Below are 16,384 nucleotides of genomic sequence, written 5' to 3' on the forward strand. Positions count from 1 at the left end.
GGTCGTCGCAGTCAGCCGCTCGGACTCGAGGCGATACTCGACGACTCGAGTCCGCTCCCGCTCGAGTCCGTCGGAAATCCGACGCCTCCGCGGGGGATTTACGTCGCTTCGCGTCGTATGCTATCCTATGGCAGACCTCCTGTACTCGATCTACGCCGTGGCGGTGCTCGTCGTCGCGGTCGGCGGCCTCCTCGGGGTCGTCTTCGCGACGCCCGACGTGACCGACGAGCGGGAGTACCAGTACGAGGCGCTGGCCGTCGTCGCCGCCGTCTTCGTGCTGGCGATGGTCGGCAGTTTCCTGCTGTAACGATCGTCTCGGCCGACGGGACGATTCGCTCGCGTGAGTAGCGAAGCGACAGCTCGAACACGACTAGGCCTTTCTTTCACAACGTTGTATCCGACTGCTTTGCTGCATATTTACAATGTTGTGTGTGCATTCCCCGGTATGGAGTACCACGACTCCGAGACGGCGACGGCGGTTGCGGGTCGCGTAGCGGACTTCATGGACGAGGTCGTCATCCCGCGCGAACGCGAGGCGCTCGCCACCGGCGAGCGGATCCCGATGAGCGAGATCGAGGACCTGTGGGAGCAGGCCAAGGAGCGCGACCTGTTCGCGCCGCAGGTCCCCGAGGAGTACGGCGGGCAGGGGCTGGACTTCAGCGACATGCTCCCATCCTTCGAGCAGGTCGGCCGCTCGCTGATCGGCGCGCTCGCCATCCGAGCCAACGCACCCCAGGAGGGGAACATGCACACCCTCGAGATGGTCGGCACGGAAGAACAGAAAGAGGAGTACCTCCGCCCGCTCGTGCAGGGCGAGATCTCCTCGGCGTTCGCGATGACCGAGCCCAAACAGGGCGGCGGATCGGACCCGAAGATGCTCCAGAGCACGGCCGTCAAGGACGGCGACGAGTGGGTGATTAACGCCCACAAGTGGTGGACCTCGGACGGACTCGACGCCGACTTCTATCTGGTGATGGCCCGGACCGATCTGGACGCCCACCCCTACGAGGGCACCTCGATCATCCTCGTTCCGCGCGAGGCCGACGGCGTCGAGGTCGTGCGGAACGTCCCCCACCTCGGCGGCCACGGCATCACCGAGCGCGAGGGCGGCCACGCCGAAGTGAAGTTCGACGACGTTCGCGTCCCCGTCGAGAACACGATCGGCGAGGAGAACGAGGGCTTTCGCATCGCCCAGATGCGCCTCGGCGGCGGCCGGCTCACCCACTGCATGCGCTACTCCGGGATGGCCCAGCGATCCCTCGAGATCGCGAAGGCGTACCTACAGGAGCGCGAGGCGTTCGGAACGAAACTCGAGGACAAACAGGCGCTGCGCCACCGGATCGCCGACGCCGAGACGCGGCTGCACGCCGCCCGCTGTATGGTCCGCCACGCCGCGCGCGAACTCGACCGCAGCGACGCCCGCATCGAGGTCGCCATGTCGAAGATGTTCACCGCGAACGTCACGCAGGACACCATCGACCTCGCGCTGCAGTGCTGTGGCGGCAACGGGATCGGGAAGGACCTCCCGATCGCCCACTTCTACGAGAACGTCCGCGCGTTCCGGATCGTCGACGGCGCCGACGAGGTCCACCGCCGCTCGATCGCCCGCTGGGCCTTCGACGACGTCGACGAGACCGAGATCGAGAACGCGCTGCAGTTCGACGAGGACCTGCGCATCGACGAACTGGACGAGTAAGCGGGCTCGAGGCGCGAGCGCGTTTTCAGACGGTACGTGAGCGCTCCGATGTAGGTCAGTTGCAGTGGCGCGCGCTGTCGGAGGGCCGAGCGATAGCGAGGGCCTCCGACGGAACTGCGCGAGGGATGAGCGACTGGAAGGAGCGAATCGGCTGGGGAGGGTGTGGCCTCTCATCGTTGCCACGGTAGCAGTGTCTCGGTAGCTGGTCCCGAACTAGATCGTCACGCCATCGATGTCCATTCGTAGTCGCAGATTCCGATCGTCAGAGCGGCGAAATCACCGTTCAGCGGCTTTCAAACTCGCTCGATGATCGTCGCGATTCCCTGCCCGAAGCCGATACACATCGTCGAGAGCGCCCGCTCCTGGCCCGTGCGCTCGAGTTCGTGAACCAACTTCGTCAGCAGCGCTGCGCCGGTCGCCCCCAACGGGTGGCCGTGGGCGATGGCGCCGCCGTTGACGTTCACCTGTTCCCAGGAGACGCCGGTCTCCTCGAGCCAGGCGGCGACGACCGAGGCGAACGCCTCGTTGACCTCGAAGAGGTCGATGTCCGCGAGTTCCAGATCGGTCTTCTCGAGCACCCCCTCCGTAGCGGGGATCGGTCCCGTCAACATCGTCACGGGGTCGACGCCGACGACTTCGGTCGCGACGATGCGGGCCATCGGCTCCCACCCGTGTGCCTCGGCGGCCGCCTCGCTGGCGATCAGCAGCGCGCTCGAGCCGTCGACGATCCCCGAGGAGTTGCCGGGGTGATGGACGCCGTCGCCCTCCTCGCGGAAGGACAGCGGCAGATTCGACAGGGTCTCGAGGTCGGTCTCCGGTCGCGGGTGTTCGTCCTGTTCGACGGTGACCGACTCACCATCGAGTTCCGTCTCCACGGGGACGATCTGGTCGTCGTACCGCCCTGCCTCCCAGGCCTCGCCCCAGCGGCGCTGGGAGTCGACGGCGAGTTCGTCGAGTTCCGCGCGGTCGAAGCCGTACTCCGCGGCGATTCGCTCGGCGCCCTCGCCCTGGTGAGTCAGTTCGTCGACGTGCTCGAAGTAGGTGTCCGTGACGGCGCCCGCGCCGTCCACGCCGTCGGCCCCGTCGGAGCCCAGCGGCACTCGAGTCATGTGCTCGACGCCGCCGGCGACCAGGACGTCGTGTTGGCCGGCCATCATGTTCGTCGCCGCGAAGGTGACCGCCTGCTGGCCGGAGCCGCACATCCGGTTGAGCTGGACGCCGGGAACGCCGTCGCCCCAGCCGGCGACCAGCGGCGCGATGCGGCCGATGTTGAGCCCCTGCTCGTCGATCGGCGTCACGCAGCCGTAGATCACGTCCTCGATCACCTCCGGATCGAACCCGGTTCGCTCCTCGAGGGCCGCGAGCGGTTTCGCCGCCAGATCCTGCGGGTGCGTGTCGCGGAAGGAGCCGCCCCGCTTGCCGAACGGCGTCCGGACCGCGTCGACGATGACTGCGTCGTGCATGCATTCACGTACCACGGCGAAACGAATATTCGTTCCGTTCGGGCGAGGACCGTCACCGCCGCTCGAGACGGTATTAGGACTCGAGACGGCACTCTCGCTCGAATCGTCGTCTCGCCGAACGCGCGGCGCCCGTCGAAGGACGTCGGGTACTTACTTGGTGAGCGACGGTAACACGCAGTTATGGACGACGACCTCGACGCGGTGCTAGTGGAGTTCGACGAGGAGACCGGCGTCGGCACGGTCACGATGAATCGGCCGGACGCGCTCAACGCCCTGAACGGACAGCTCCGGGAAGACATCATCGCCGGCCTGCGGCGCCTCGAGGCCGAAAACGAGGACGCCGACGGCGTCGCCCTGCGAGCGGTCGTCCTCGAGGGCGCCGGCGAGAAGGCCTTCTGTGCCGGCGCGGACGTCGGCGGCTTCTCCGAGGAGTCGGCCGGCGCGAGTTCCGAGCGCGGCCACTACGAGTTCATCCGGAACTTCCCGGCGCCGGTGATCGCGAAGATCGACGGCTACTGTCTCGGCGGCGGCCTCGAGACCGCGCTCGCCTGCGACTTCCGGCTGGCCAGCGAGTCCAGTACGCTCGGCTTCCCCGAGGTCAACCTCGGGCTCCTCCCCGGCGCCGGCGGCGTCCAGTACGTGACGAAGCTGGCCGGCCCCGCGGTCGCGAAGGAACTGGCCATGACCGGCGAGTACATCTCGGCCGAACGCGCCGCCGATGAGGGCATCATCAACCACGTCTACGGCGACGAGGAGTTCGAGGACGAGGTCGACGCCTTCGTCACCGACCTCGCCGGCCAGGCGCCGCTGGCCGTCCAGGCGATCAAGGACTCCGCTCACATGGCCGTGCAGTCGGGACTCGAGGAGGGGGTGCGCTACGACAATCGCCTCTTCCGGGAACTGCTCGAGACCGAAGATCACGCGGAGGGCGCGGCCGCGTTCGACGAGGACCGCGAACCCGAGTTCGACGGAACGTAGCTACTCGAGACGCCCGTTTTACTCCGCGCTCAGCGCGGGGAACGGCGTGCAGTGGCGGTGGCGCGCGCTGAGTCCCCGGCCCGGAGCGATACGACTCCACCGTTCCGTCAGTCCCACTCCTCACCGATACCGCGCAGCGAGAACGGTCCGACGGGGAGGTTGTACCCCTCCTCGAGCGCTTTGTCGACCTGCGCTTCGGTCGCGATGCCCTCGTCGACGATCTCCTGGGCCTCCTCGCGCATCGCGGCGTGACAGCGGTTGGCGATGAAGCCGTAGGAGCCGGGGTCGTCGTCGATGGTGACGCTGGTCTTGCCGAGTTCGTCGACGAGCTCCTCCGCTCGCTCGACGACCGCCTCGTCGGTCTCGGGGGCCTGAACGATCTCGACCATCGACATGATCGGTACCGGGTTGAAGAAGTGCGTGACGGCGACGCGGGAGGGGTCCGAGACGGCGTTGGCGATCGACGTCACCGAGAATCCGCTCGTGTTCGAGTACAGCGGCTGGTCGTCGGTGACCTCGTCCAGGTCGCGGAAGACCTGGCCCTTGATCGCGAGGTCCTCGGTGACGGCCTCGATGACGAACTCGGTGCCGACAGTCGCCTCGTCGAGGTCCGTCGTGAACGTCAGCCGCTCTAAGACCGACTCCATTTCGTCCTCGGAGAGATAGCCGCCCTCGACGGCGTCCTCGAGGCCGTAGTTGCCCGATACGACGCGTTCGCGGGCCTCCGTAGCCAGTTCCTCGTCGATCTCGCGAACGCGGACCTCGTAGCCGTTGCGGGCCAGTACCTGTGCGATGCCGGCGCCCATGATACCGCCGCCGACGACGGCCGCCGTTTTGTGTTCCATGATATCATAACCCACACAACCTTCGATAATAGTTTCGATCGGTTCAGTCGGTCGTGGTTAGGTTGTCGCACTGTACCAGACGGCAGAGGCTTGGAGCCACGATTCGGCTGTTGACGGTTTTGCGTGGCTAAAACAATTTGAGAACGAATAGGTTCGTCGAATTATATTACGAAAAACATGTTCAACAGCGTTCCGGTTTCCATGTTTTTCGTCTCGAAATCGGAGCCCAGATCGACGGAGTGCAGTCTGGAGATGGTTTGCTCCACCGGTGAGGAACACGGCAGCAGCAAGATCACGTTTCGCCGTGAGTTCCTGTAGGAATCGCTCTGTCAACGCGGTCGCAGTCGTTGAATACAGCCGTGTATGGAGTGTTTTGTTCGCTTGCGGATCAACCGCAGTGTCCAGCCAAGAGCGGTGTTCGTCACGTTGAATCACCGTCTCGTCGAGCGCGACGTGATTCGGGTTCTCGTCGGCTGCCGGCTGTCGATCGCACTCGTGAACCCGATCGTGGACTGCCTTGCGACTGTGTTTGGTACCGAACCTCTCTAGTTCTCGAACTGTATTCGAAAGTGAGAAAGAAGCGAGAGATGCGAGAGGAGAGCGAGATGGAGTCGAATATCAGGCTCCATCAGCTGACGCGGTGTCCGTTCTCGCTCCACGAAACTCGAATCAATCCAGTCGATACACCCACCGAGTCGGTCGGTTTTTGGCATCGAGCACCGCGAAATCGCACCGCCTCACTTTTCACGCGTACCGAAACAGCGCCGTTCAGTCCGCTTTCACGGTCGACGTCGTGACGTCCGGGTTCCGAAGGAGCGGCAGCGAGACGATCAGCAGGCAGCTACAGACCAGCGCCGCACAGAGGACGTAGGTCAGCTGATAGCCGAACCAGCTGTCGACGGCGGGGAGCGCGATCAGCGGGCCGAGACTGAGGCCGACGTCGCCCAACACCTGATAGACGCCGCCCATCCGTCCGACCTCGTCGCCGGGCGTGAGGTCCCCCAGAATCGCGAGCATCGCGGGGGCGGCCGCGCCCATGCCGGCGCCGATCAACACCAGCGCGCCGAACAGCGACTCGATCGTCGGCACGTACGCGATCAGGAGGAAACCCGCCCCCATCGACAGGAACGCGGGCACCGTCAGCAGCGTCCGGTCGCTGACCATATCGGAGATCCAGCCGGTCACGACCGTCGTCCCGCCCATCGTGAGCACGCCGACGCCCATCACGACGCCGCTGATGCCCGCGGCCTCGAGGACGGCGAGCTCGAGGCCGTGGAAGTCCGCGAAGCGGGCGAGCGTCGAGAGGATGATCCCGCCCCAGAGGAAGCGGACGGTGAAGTTCCCGAACCCGATCAGCAACACGGTCGGCTGTCCGCGCAGCAGGGCCGGCACCTCGCCGAGCTTCGCCGATCTCGTGTCGGCACCGGCGTGGACGTCGGGGAGGACGAACGTCGCGACCGTGCCGGCGATCAGAGCGAGGATCCCGGCCGTGAAGAAGGCGATCTCCATCGAGGCGACGTCGGTCAGCAGGCCGCCGAGGATGAGGCCGGTCGGGAAGCCGAGCGACTGGCCGCCGCGCATGTAGCCGACCCAGCGGCCGCGGTTCTCCGAGGTCGTCACGTACGTGATCGTCGCGAACGCGCCGATGAAGACGAACGCGCTGCCCACCCCCCAGAACGTCCGCGCGAGGACGAAGACGACGCCCGGGAGCGACACCTCGCCGAACCCGGGAACCGTCCCGAGGATCATCGGCGGCGTCCGGAGGCCCGCGATGTAGCCGAACGGCGCGAGCGCCTGCGTGAAGAGCCCGAGGATCATCGGCGTTCGCGCGCCGACGCGGTCGATGATCGTTCCGGCCGGCGTGTTCATGAACAGCCGCGCGATGCGGTTGGCCGAGAGGATCACGCTCAGCATCACCGTGCTGATCACGAGCCGCTCGTCGAGCAGCGGCAGCGTCGGGAAGGCGACGCCGGTGGCCACGCCGCCGAAGAAGATCCCGGCGATGACCGCGAGGGCGACGGTCCTGATCTCGCCGGTCGAGTACGTGTCGTCCGCCGTCGCGTCGTCGGTCATCGAAGTCGGTGTGTGATTTCGGTCATGCCGTGTTCAACGTTGTGATCGGTCGCTGTGCGGGGGTTCGCCCGGGATCAGATCGTCCCGTCCGTCCTCCCGAACTGCCGTTCGGGCGCCGAGTCGCTCGACTCCGGGTCCGTCCGGCTGAGGCTATCGAGTCATCCGCTCGCGTATGCCTCCCGGAACTCCTCGCGGAGGACGGTCTTCCGCACCTTGCCGCTGCCCGTCTTGGGGAGTTCCTCGCGGATCTCGACGTACCGCGGGTGTTTGTACGGCGCGAGTTCCCCGAGGACGTACGCCTCGATCTCGTCCTCGTCGAGGTCCGCGCCGTCGCCCGTGACGACGGCGGCCGCGACCGTCTCGCCCCGTCGGTCGTCGGGAACGCCGAAGACCGCCGCCTCGAGCACGCCCGGGTGATCGTACAGCGTTTTCTCGATCTCTCGGGGATAGACGTTGTATCCCCCCGTCAGGATCATCTCCTTCTCGCGGCCCTTGACGTAGTAGTAGTTGTCCTCGTCGCGGGAGCCGATGTCGCCGGTCCGGAAGAAGCCGTCGTCCGTAAAGACCTCCTCGTTCGCCTCGGGGTTCTTATAGTATCCGTTCATCACCTGCGGGCCGTCGACGAGGATCTCGCCCTCTTCGCCGACGTCGACCGCCTCGCCGTTCCCGTCGACGATCTTCGAGCGCGTGTGGCCGAGCGGTTGCCCGATGCTGCCGGCGCGGATCCCGAGCGTCGACCGGCGGAGCGTGTGCGTCGTCGCGGTCGTCTCCGTGAGGCCGTACCCCTCCGAGAGCGGCGCGTCGAACGTCTCCTCGAACTCCCGTTGCACGGGCTCGGGGAGTTTATCACCGCCCTGTCCCGCTTTCTGGAGCGATTCGAGGTCGTACGCCTCGGGATCGTACGCCTCGAGCAGGTCGTTGAACATCGTCGCGACCCCGACGAACGACGGGACGTCGTATTCGTCGAGCAACTCGAGGACGCGCTCGGGGTCCCACTGATCGGGCCGCACGAGGTGGAGCGTCCGGCCGGCACACAGCGCGGCCATCATCTGGAGCAGCCCCGTGATGTGGTACATCGGGAGGATGATCAGCGCGTCGCCCTGAACGGGGCTGGCGCTGTACCCCGAGACGCTGGTGGCGATCTGGACGCGGAAGTTCCGATGGGTCAGCAGGACGCCCTTCGGTTCGCCGGTCGTCCCCGAGGTGTACGGCTGGAGCAGGACGTCGTCGTCCGACCGATCGACGATCTCGACCGAACGACCGTCGGCGGTCGTCGCGGCACCGCCGTCGCCGGTCGTCGCCCCACTGTCGTCCCCGGCGACGACGCCCACGGGTTCGTCGCCGAGGTCAGCGAGCGAGTCGCACTCGCCGTCGACGTCGCCGGCCGGCGCAGTCGTGAGGATCTCGGCCTCGAGGTCCGCGACGGCGTCGACGACGTGGTCGGCGGGGTCGCCGGCGACGACGATCGCCGCCGCGTCGGCGTGGTCGACCTGATACTCGATCTCGCGGCGCCGATAGGCCGGGTTCAGCGGGCTGGCGACGATCCCGGCCCGACAGCAGGCCCAGATCACCGCACAGAAGTCGATGCCGTTGGGCACGTAGACGCAGGCCCGGTCGCCGGTCTCGAGGCCGGCGGCGCGAAACCCGGCCGCGTAGCGGTCGATCAGCGCCTCCAGTTCGCGGTACGTCACGGTCTCGCCGTCGTGTTCGATCGCCGTCTCGTCGGGGGACTCGGAGAGCGTCCGCTCGAGGAGAGTGGCGACGTTGCCGTCGTACGGCGGCGACAGCAGCGACTCCGCCGGGACGAGCTCGCGGTCCATATGGGGCGTACTTTGACGATCTCCCTGAAAAATATATGGGTACTGGTAACACGGGACGGATTCAGACGGCGCTACTCCAGTGAGGAATACGCTTATAGAACTCGTCGCGAAACTCTCGTGGCAATGACGCGAACCCGGATCGGGCCGACGCCCCGGTCGTGGCCGGCGGATCGACGCGGACGAAACGGACGGCGACGCTCCGACGCACGAGGTGGTCGGCGTGCCGACTAAGTCGATGGACGAACTCGAGGCGATGGTCGGCGACTCGACGGTCACCGCCGAGGAGTTCCGGATCGAACGCGGGAAAGTCGAGGAGTTCGCGCGGGCGATCACGGAGACGGATCCGCTGTTCCGCGACGCGGACGTCGCGCGCGAACGCGGGTACGAGGACGTCCCCGCGCCGCTGACGTACGCCCGCGTCAGTCGGTTCCCGCGGTACCGCCCCGAGGACCTCGAGGGGTACGGCTTCGATCTGGGCTTCCGGCCCGAGTACGTCCTCCACGGCGAGCAGCGCTACGAGTACGAGCGCCCGCTGACGGTCGGCGACGTCCTGACGGGAGAGACAACGCTGGTCGACGTCTACCAGCGCGACGGCGGCCGCGCCGGGACGATGACCTTCGCCGTCTACGAGACCGAGTACCGCGACGAGAGCGGCGACCTCGCGCTCACCGACCGCGCGACCGCCATCGAGACCTCCGGCGCGGTCGACAACGACGCGGACGACGGCGACACGGAAGACGAGAGCGACGCTGCGACCGACGATTCGACAACGGCGGCCGCCAACGGCGGACAGGTCCCCGCCGCCGAGTCGGTCGATACCGTCCGATCGATCGCCGACCTCGAGGTCGGCGACGCGGGTCCGACGGTCGTCGTCGAGGACGTAGAGCGCAAGCACTTCGTGAAGTACGCCGGCGCGAGCGGCGACTTCAACCCGATCCACTACGACGAGCCATACGCCCGCGCGGCGGGCAACGAGAGCGTCTTCGGACAGGGGATGTTCACCGCCGGCGTCGCCTCCCGGGTCGTCACCGACTGGTTCCCGCTCGAGGCGGTCGACTCCTTCGGCGTCCGCTTCCAGTCGCAGGTCTTCCCCGACGACACCATCGTCGCGACCGGCGAGGTCGTCGACCGACAGGCCGACGAGGGCGCCGTCGAGGTCGACCTCGAGGCGACCAACCAGCACGGCGAGACGCTGCTGACGGGGTCGGCGACGGCGACGTTGGACGACGACTGACGGCGTCTCGACTCACTTCGTTTGCTATCGATCACTGCATGGCGAGACGGCCGCTTGCGGTGGCGCGCGCTGGCGACGACCCCGAGTACGACGAGGGGGCGTCGATGACACTGCGCGAGGGATGAGCGAGCGACCAGCGGAAGCGAGCGAATCGGCTGGGGAGGGTGTGGCCCTCACCGTTGCCACGATAGCAGAGAGCTGTCTCTGTCGTCGATCTTATCAAGAGAGAATTACCGTCGATCCGCTTCGAGAACCCTCGGGAACCCTCGAGAAGGGACGAGATGAGCCGACTTACGCCGGGACGAACACGGGTAGCGCGGCCTCGTCCGAGACCTGCCAGAACCGGACCTCGAGCGAGTCCCCGATCTCGATCGCATCCGGCGCACAGTCGACGAGCGCGAGCAGTCGCGGCCCCTCCGCCAGATCGACCGCGGCGACGACGTACGGCGTTCGGTCCCCGAATCCGGGCTCACCCGGCACGTGACACACCGTATACGTATACACTGTCCCACGCCCCTCGCTCGGCTCGAACGGCGGATCCACGGCGTCACAGCCGGTGCAAACGGCCCGCGGATACAACTGCGCGGTCCCGCACTCCTCGCAGTGCTGATACAGCAGGTCGCCCTCGAGCGTTGCCGCCCAGAACTCCGTATTCGCCCCGGAAGGGACCGGAACCGGCCCCGCCCACTCCTCGCGGCGATCTTCCACCGTCGCGCTCGAGGCCGACTCGTCCGCGTTCCCAGTCATGCGTCCTCCCTCCGTAAGACGACGGTGCTACTCGAGGACAGCACGCCGCCGGTTCCGTGCGCCACCGCGACTTCGGCCCCGCCCACCTGTCGATCACCGGTGTAATCGCCGCGCAACTGCCGCGTCGCCTCGATCAACACGAACACGCCGAAGTGGCCGGGGTGGCAGTACGAGAGGCCGCCGCCCTGCGTGTTCATCGGCAGTTCGCCGCCGGGTGCGGTCGTCCCGCCTGTAACGAACTCACCGCCCTCACCTTTCTCGCAGAAGCCCAGATCCTCGAGCGTCACCAGCGCGGTGTAGGTGAAGGAGTCGTAGAGCTGAGCGATGTCGACGTCGTCGTGGGAGATTCCGGCCTCGTCGAACGCCTTCGGGCCGGTCACTGCCGCCCCGGTCGTGGTCATGTCGGGCATCTCGCTGATGTCCTGTCGGTGGGTGCTCGTCGAGGCGACCCCCGCGACTGCGATCTCCGGCACACCTAGCTCCCTTGCCTTCTCCTCCGAAACCAGCACGACCGCGCCGCCGCCGTCCGAGACCAGACAGCAGTCCAGCAGATTAAACGGCTCCGCGATCCGCCGGGACTCGAGGACGTCCGCGACCGTGATCGGATCACGCTGTGCGGCTTTGGGGTTCATCGACGCCCACTCGCGGGTCGAGACGGCGATCTCGGCGAGTTGTTCCTCGGTCGTCCCGTACTCGTGCATGTGCCGACGCGCGGCCATCGCGTAGGCGCCGGGCGGGCGGAAGAGCCCGGTCGGCCGCACGAAGCCGTCCGTGGGATGGGTCACCTCGAGCGACCGGTCCCGTCCCGGGCCGGTCTTGCGCGTCGAGCCGTAGGCGATCACGACGACGTCGGCCCGGCCGCGGGCCATCGCGTCGCCGACGTGGCCGCAGAAGTTCTCGAACGACGAGCCGCCGATCTCGGTCCCCTCGAGCAGCGACGGCTCCTCGAGGTCGAGATACTCCGCGAGTACCAGCGCGGGCATGTAGTCGTCCCCGCCGGCGACCGCGACGCCGTCGACGTCCGCGAGGGTCAACTCGGCGTCCTCGAGGGCGCGGACGGTCGCGATCCCGGCGTTGTCGAGCCAGTTGCGATCGGGCGTCGCTCCGAGGTCGCTCTCGGCGACGCCGGCGACGATCGGCTCAGCCACGGCGCTCCCTCCGTCGGATTCGTCCGTCCATACCCCTCGTTTTTCCGACCCCTTTCAAATAGGTTGCGGCAGTTTACCACGGTGGGTAGTCGCATGCACCACTCAGTCGGTGAGGACCGGGTCGGAGCACGGAATCCGGACGGATCGGAAGCGAAGACTGTCGCGTCCTCGTATGGGAAGGGGTCGAAGTGGAGCGCGGGAAGGGATCGAAGTGGAGCGCGGGAAGGGGTCGAAGTGGACGTCCTCGCCGTCGCCCTCGAGGGTCCCGAGAGGCCGACAACGACGAGGATGAACGGGCGCAGCGACCGGTGACTGGTCCGTGTCACCAACACCCACAGCTATTTACGTTCAGACCGGAATATCGGTGTATATGAGCGGCGATACGACCCGACGGAATTCGCAGAGCGGCGGTCTCGAGAACATCCGCGAGGCGTCGGACGCGGTGGAGAAGTCCACGGCTGCGGTGACCGTAGAGAAGATCTGGGAGCGGTGGCGGACCGCCAGCGCCATCGTCGTGCTGGCGGTCACTAGCGTCCTGCTGTATCAGATCGACGGCTACCTGTCGATCGACTCGCAAGTGTTCGGCGGGATCACCATTTTCATGCTGATCTACTTCCTCGCGACGCTCCGTTCGGACGTCTCGATGGAGTGACCGCGGCCGCCACCCCCGGTGTCGATTGATGGCAGGTATTTTGTGCGCGCTGACGAATGCATCCGCTATGAACAGCGGGGCGATGGAATCGTGATCGACTGGAAGTTAGACGGGTTCCTGCCCACGGAGCGGCAACCGGCACCGGTACTGGAGTCCGCGGACGACCGCGACGTGTTGCTCGCCCGCGGCGCCGCGGCGGCGATCGACCTGTTCGTCTGCTACGTCCTGATCGAGTTCCCGCTGATCTACGTGCTGGGGTTCGCGTTCAGCGAGCCCTACGAGGAACTGGGCGGCTACGCCGTCGTCCTCTCGCTGCTCGCGCTGTTGCCGATTTACGCCACCTACTCCTTTATCCTCGAGTGGCGTTACGGCCGGACGCCGGGGAAGGTCAACCGCGACCTGCTGGTCGTCATGGCGGACGGTCGGCCGTGTACGTACCGCGCCAGCGCCGTGCGGAACCTCCTCCTGTACGTCGATCTCCTCGGCGTACCGCCGCTCGTGATCGGCGCCGTATCGGCCCTCCTGACCGACGGACGTCGCCTCGGCGACCACGCGGCCGAGACGGTCGTCGTTCGCTCGACGGCGCCGACGGATCGCGACGCGGCGGTCTCGGCCGACGCGGACACGAGCGCGGCCGCTCGAGCGAGCGAGAACGGAGAGAACTGACCGCCACGGTCGAGGCGCGGGCTCAGGCGATTCGGACGCCCGAGTCGGCGTCGAACAACTGGATGTATTCGTCCTCGAAGACGAGTCCGTACTCCTTGCCCTCGCCCTCGAAGTCGGGATCGGTGACGACGACGATCTCGCCGAACTCCGTCTCGAAGAAGCTGTGAGTCGCATCGCCCAGCGGCTCGTCCAGCAGGTGCGTCGCCGGGATGCCCATCGCGGGATCCTCGCTGACCGTGATGTGCTGCGGGCGAAGGCCCACGTGGACGTCCTCGCCGGCCCATCCCTCGAGCCCGTCGCGGGCGAGGTCGTACTCGTAGCCGCCGACCGCGAGTTCGGCGGTCCCGTTGACGGCCCTGACGTTCCCGTCGAAGAACTGGGTCGACGGCTGGCCGATGAACTGACTGACGAACTGCGAGGCCGGTTCGTCGTACACCTCCTTCGGCGGGGCGACCTGCGCGAGTTCACCGTCGTTGATGACCGCGACGCGATCGGACATGGTCATCGCCTCCTCCTGGTCGTGGGTGACGTACAGCGTCGGACAGCCGATCTCGTCGGTCACCTTCTCGACGACCGGCCGCAGCTCGGCCTTGAGCTTGGCGTCCAGATCCGACATCGGCTCGTCGAACAGGAAGATCTCCGGGTCGCGCACGAGCGATCGACCCAGCGCGACGCGCTGTTGCTGTCCGCCGGAGAGGTCCGCGGGCATCTTCTTCAGTTGGTCCGTGATCTGGAGCAGCTCCGCGGCCTCCTCGACGCGGGCTATGCGCTCTTCCCGCGAGAAGCCGGCGATCTTGAGGCCGTAGGCCATGTTCTCTGCGACGCTCATGTGCGGGTACAGCGCGATGTCCTGGAAGAGCAACGCGATGTTGCGTTCCTGGACCGGCTTGTTCGTCACGTCGCGGTCGCCGAACTTGATCGTCCCGCTGGTCGGCTTGTTCAGCCCCGCGACACAGCGCAGCGTCGTGGTCTTGCCACAGCCTGACGGCCCCACCAGCGTCACGAACTCGCCGTCCTCGATGGTGAGGTCGACGTCGTCGACCGCGACGATTCTGTTGCCCGATTCCTCGTACACTTTCGTCAGATTCCGGATCTCGATGTCTGGCATATGTTGGTATGACTCGTGGTGTCAATTATAGATTCGGGGCGCTCTCAGAGGGCCCTGACCTGGAATCCCTTCAGCAGGTAGCTCTGCATGAAGTAGGCGAACAGCAGCGGTGGCAGCGTCATGGCCAGCGAGATCGCCATCAGGTAGGCGTCCGGCAGGAACTGCGCCTGTCCCATCGCCCGGAGGATGCCGGGGGCGAACGTCGTGGTATCGGTCTGGGGCAGGAGGATCTGCGCGAACGTGAAGTCGTTCCACGCGAGCGCGAAGGCGAACAGGGCCGCGGCGATGATCGCCGGTCGACACTGGGGGACGACGACGTCGCGAAAGCCCCGCCAGCGCGAGGCGCCGTCGACCCAGGCCGCCTCCTCGTGGGCCTCCGGGATCGTCATGATGTACTTCCACATCAGCCACACCGCGAAGGGCATCGAGACGGCCGACAGCGCGATGATGAGCCCGACTCTGGTGCCGAGCAACCCGATGGACCGCCAGATCTGGTAGAGCGGGATGCCGATGACGATGGGACTGAAGAGGTAGCCGATCAGGAGGATCCGCGCGAAGTTCTCCTTCTGCGGGAACTCGAGTCGCGCGAGGCCGTAGCCGGCGAGCAGCGAGACGATGACGACCGTGACGATGGTCCCGATGGCCACCACGACCGTGTTGAACATGTAGGTGTACATCTCCGGCTCCGTGATGACCGTGAAGTTATCCAGCGTGAATATGTCGGGCGTGGGGAAGACGGTGATGCTGTTCTCGACGGTCTCGTACTCGGTGAAGGCGAGCTGGGTCATCCAGTAGATCGGCCAGGCGCCGACGAGTACGATAATCGCGGTACTGATGAGTTTCAGTGCCTCGAAGAACTCGGTCTCACGGTCGTACGAGAGGCCGAAGATGCCTCCCGGTGGTTCTTTCTGACTCATGTCGTCGTCTCCACCTCCTCGCTGGGATTGAAGAGCTTGAAGTAGACGATCGCCGACGCCAGCAGGAACAGGAACATGACGACGGCGATCGCGTTCGCGAGTCCGTACTCCTGACCCGTGTAGACGGTCTTGTAGGCCAACACGGGGAGCGTGGTCGTGGCGTTACCGGGGCCGCCCTGCGTGAGCTGCCAGATGATGTCGAACTTGTTGAACATGAAGATCGACCGGAGCAGGACGACGACCAGGACGATCCCCATGAGGCGGGGCAGGGTGATGTCGCGGAACATCTGCCACCGGTTCGCGCCGCAGATCTTCGCCGCCTCGTAGAACCGGTCGGGAATCGCACGCAGCTGCGCGAGCGTGAAGATGGTGACGAAGACGGCGAACTTCCAGCTCCCGATGAGGATCAGCAGCCGCATGGCCCAGTCGCGCGAGCCCAGTGGGGCCGTCTGGCTGGCCCACAGGTCGAACCACTCGGCGCCCATCATCTGGAACACGCCGCCGGGCGGATCGAACACTCGCAGCGCCACCAGCGAGACGATGATCGTCGGGATCAGGTAGGCCGTGAAGACCACCGCGGTGAGGAGCTTCTGACCGCGGGTGATGCGGTTGAGCACCAGCGCCATCCAGAGCCCGACGACGAGCTGGATGAGCGTGCTGCCGACCATGTAGACGATCCCCCGCCACAGCGAGCCCCAGAACGTGGCGATGTTCATGACCTCGCGGTAGTTCTCGAGGCCGACCCACTCCCACTCGGGGTTGAGCGTGTGGATGTCGTGTAACGATGCCCAGAACGCGAACGCGATCGGAAACACCGCGATGAGAACGTACAGTACGATGACGGGGAGAACGGTAGCGACTCCGGCAACGGTCTCCCGCTCGACGGGTAAATCGTCCCACGGGATATACGGCCCGCGGGGTCGTATCGATTCTCCGGTTTCACTGGCCATATCTAGGAATCCTCTTCACCCATGCATGTTAATCTCACGGTCGTCCGTAAACGGTTCGTTCCACGCCGAACGCGGGAGATGTGGGAT

15 protein-coding genes and 1 pseudogene are annotated in these 16,384 nt (G+C 66.3%); 6 read left to right on the forward strand and 10 right to left on the reverse strand.

What is annotated here, in order from left to right:
- Window positions 1-127: 127 nt before the first annotated feature.
- A complete protein-coding gene (locus WD430_RS14660) occupies window positions 128-307 on the forward strand; it encodes a hypothetical protein (protein ID WP_339103171.1) in 180 nt (59 codons plus the stop codon).
- 138 nt (window positions 308-445) lie between these two features.
- Window positions 446-1,696: an acyl-CoA dehydrogenase family protein gene (locus tag WD430_RS14665; protein ID WP_339103172.1), complete on the forward strand. Its 1,251-nt coding sequence runs from the start codon at window positions 446-448 to the stop codon at window positions 1,694-1,696.
- 293 nt (window positions 1,697-1,989) lie between these two features.
- On the opposite strand, the gene WD430_RS14670 is transcribed toward WD430_RS14665, so the two are convergent.
- Window positions 1,990-3,159 (reverse strand): thiolase family protein, encoded by a 1,170-nt coding sequence (locus WD430_RS14670; RefSeq protein WP_339103173.1) that lies wholly within the window; start codon window positions 3,157-3,159, stop codon window positions 1,990-1,992.
- A 180-nt stretch (window positions 3,160-3,339) separates the two neighbouring features.
- Here WD430_RS14670 and WD430_RS14675 point away from each other — a divergent pair, with 180 nt between their 5' ends.
- Window positions 3,340-4,137, forward strand: a complete 798-nt coding sequence (locus tag WD430_RS14675) for an enoyl-CoA hydratase/isomerase family protein (RefSeq protein ID WP_339103174.1) — start codon at window positions 3,340-3,342, stop codon at window positions 4,135-4,137.
- A 107-nt stretch (window positions 4,138-4,244) separates the two neighbouring features.
- Here WD430_RS14675 and WD430_RS14680 read toward each other — a convergent pair whose 3' ends face one another.
- From WD430_RS14680 to WD430_RS14695, 4 genes and pseudogenes are all read right to left on the reverse strand, one after another.
- Window positions 4,245-4,982: a 3-hydroxyacyl-CoA dehydrogenase family protein gene (locus tag WD430_RS14680; RefSeq protein WP_339103175.1), complete on the reverse strand. Its 738-nt coding sequence runs from the start codon at window positions 4,980-4,982 to the stop codon at window positions 4,245-4,247.
- A gap of 57 nt (window positions 4,983-5,039) precedes the next feature.
- Window positions 5,040-5,695, reverse strand: a pseudogene (locus tag WD430_RS14685) (IS6 family transposase).
- 55 nt (window positions 5,696-5,750) lie between these two features.
- Window positions 5,751-7,055, reverse strand: coding sequence for an MFS transporter (locus WD430_RS14690; protein ID WP_339103176.1), 1,305 nt, complete (start codon window positions 7,053-7,055; stop codon window positions 5,751-5,753).
- A gap of 158 nt (window positions 7,056-7,213) precedes the next feature.
- Complete coding sequence (locus WD430_RS14695) at window positions 7,214-8,875, reverse strand: class I adenylate-forming enzyme family protein (RefSeq protein ID WP_339103177.1); 1,662 nt, start codon at window positions 8,873-8,875, stop codon at window positions 7,214-7,216.
- 235 nt (window positions 8,876-9,110) lie between these two features.
- On the opposite strand from WD430_RS14695, the gene WD430_RS14700 reads away from it, so the two are divergent.
- On the forward strand, window positions 9,111-10,109 hold the full coding sequence (locus WD430_RS14700) for a MaoC family dehydratase N-terminal domain-containing protein (protein WP_339105827.1): 999 nt from the start codon (window positions 9,111-9,113) through the stop codon (window positions 10,107-10,109).
- 291 nt (window positions 10,110-10,400) lie between these two features.
- Here the strand turns inward: WD430_RS14700 and WD430_RS14705 are convergent, their stop codons facing one another.
- Together WD430_RS14705 and WD430_RS14710 are read right to left on the reverse strand one after the other, a co-directional pair.
- Window positions 10,401-10,856, reverse strand: a complete 456-nt coding sequence (locus WD430_RS14705; protein WP_339103178.1) for an OB-fold domain-containing protein — start codon at window positions 10,854-10,856, stop codon at window positions 10,401-10,403.
- Window positions 10,853-12,004, reverse strand: coding sequence for an acetyl-CoA acetyltransferase (locus WD430_RS14710; protein ID WP_339103179.1), 1,152 nt, complete (start codon window positions 12,002-12,004; stop codon window positions 10,853-10,855). Before WD430_RS14710 ends, WD430_RS14705 begins: the two co-directional genes overlap by 4 nt.
- A 370-nt stretch (window positions 12,005-12,374) precedes the next feature.
- Here WD430_RS14710 and WD430_RS14715 point away from each other — a divergent pair, with 370 nt between their 5' ends.
- Window positions 12,375-12,656 carry a hypothetical protein gene (locus WD430_RS14715; protein WP_339103180.1) on the forward strand — a complete coding sequence of 94 codons (282 nt, stop codon included), beginning with the start codon at window positions 12,375-12,377 and terminating at the stop codon, window positions 12,654-12,656.
- 90 nt (window positions 12,657-12,746) lie between these two features.
- Window positions 12,747-13,322, forward strand: coding sequence for an RDD family protein (locus tag WD430_RS14720; protein ID WP_339103181.1), 576 nt, complete (start codon window positions 12,747-12,749; stop codon window positions 13,320-13,322).
- 22 nt (window positions 13,323-13,344) lie between these two features.
- Here the strand turns inward: WD430_RS14720 and WD430_RS14725 are convergent, their stop codons facing one another.
- Genes WD430_RS14725 through WD430_RS14735 form a run of 3 tightly spaced genes read right to left on the reverse strand, consistent with a single transcriptional unit; the run spans window position 13,345 to window position 16,297 of the window.
- Complete coding sequence (locus WD430_RS14725; protein ID WP_339103182.1) at window positions 13,345-14,430, reverse strand: ABC transporter ATP-binding protein; 1,086 nt, start codon at window positions 14,428-14,430, stop codon at window positions 13,345-13,347.
- Between the two features lie 44 nt (window positions 14,431-14,474).
- Entirely contained in the window at window positions 14,475-15,347 is an 873-nt protein-coding gene (locus tag WD430_RS14730) for a carbohydrate ABC transporter permease (RefSeq protein WP_339103183.1), read from the reverse strand.
- Window positions 15,344-16,297, reverse strand: coding sequence for a sugar ABC transporter permease (locus WD430_RS14735; RefSeq protein ID WP_339103184.1), 954 nt, complete (start codon window positions 16,295-16,297; stop codon window positions 15,344-15,346). The genes WD430_RS14730 and WD430_RS14735 overlap by 4 nt, the downstream gene beginning before the upstream one ends.
- Window positions 16,298-16,384: the final 87 nt, after the last annotated feature.

The organism is Haloterrigena sp. KLK7 (assembly GCF_037914945.1).
Classification (GTDB): domain Archaea; phylum Halobacteriota; class Halobacteria; order Halobacteriales; family Natrialbaceae; genus Haloterrigena; species Haloterrigena salinisoli.

Bases quoted from the DNA above. Each gene is read 5' to 3' on its own strand.
- WD430_RS14660 (WP_339103171.1), top strand. From the start codon at position 128: ATGGCAGACCTCCTGTACTCGATCTACGCCGTGGCGGTGCTCGTCGTC.
- WD430_RS14665 (WP_339103172.1), top strand. From the start codon at position 446: ATGGAGTACCACGACTCCGAGACGGCGACGGCGGTTGCGGGTCGCGTA.
- WD430_RS14670 (WP_339103173.1), bottom strand. From the start codon at position 3,159: ATGCACGACGCAGTCATCGTCGACGCGGTCCGGACGCCGTTCGGCAAG.
- WD430_RS14675 (WP_339103174.1), top strand. From the start codon at position 3,340: ATGGACGACGACCTCGACGCGGTGCTAGTGGAGTTCGACGAGGAGACC.
- WD430_RS14680 (WP_339103175.1), bottom strand. From the start codon at position 4,982: ATGGAACACAAAACGGCGGCCGTCGTCGGCGGCGGTATCATGGGCGCC.
- WD430_RS14690 (WP_339103176.1), bottom strand. From the start codon at position 7,055: ATGACCGACGACGCGACGGCGGACGACACGTACTCGACCGGCGAGATC.
- WD430_RS14695 (WP_339103177.1), bottom strand. From the start codon at position 8,875: ATGGACCGCGAGCTCGTCCCGGCGGAGTCGCTGCTGTCGCCGCCGTAC.
- WD430_RS14700 (WP_339105827.1), top strand. From the start codon at position 9,111: ATGGACGAACTCGAGGCGATGGTCGGCGACTCGACGGTCACCGCCGAG.
- WD430_RS14705 (WP_339103178.1), bottom strand. From the start codon at position 10,856: ATGACTGGGAACGCGGACGAGTCGGCCTCGAGCGCGACGGTGGAAGAT.
- WD430_RS14715 (WP_339103180.1), top strand. From the start codon at position 12,375: ATGAGCGGCGATACGACCCGACGGAATTCGCAGAGCGGCGGTCTCGAG.
- WD430_RS14725 (WP_339103182.1), bottom strand. From the start codon at position 14,430: ATGCCAGACATCGAGATCCGGAATCTGACGAAAGTGTACGAGGAATCG.
- WD430_RS14730 (WP_339103183.1), bottom strand. From the start codon at position 15,347: ATGAGTCAGAAAGAACCACCGGGAGGCATCTTCGGCCTCTCGTACGAC.
- WD430_RS14735 (WP_339103184.1), bottom strand. From the start codon at position 16,297: ATGGCCAGTGAAACCGGAGAATCGATACGACCCCGCGGGCCGTATATC.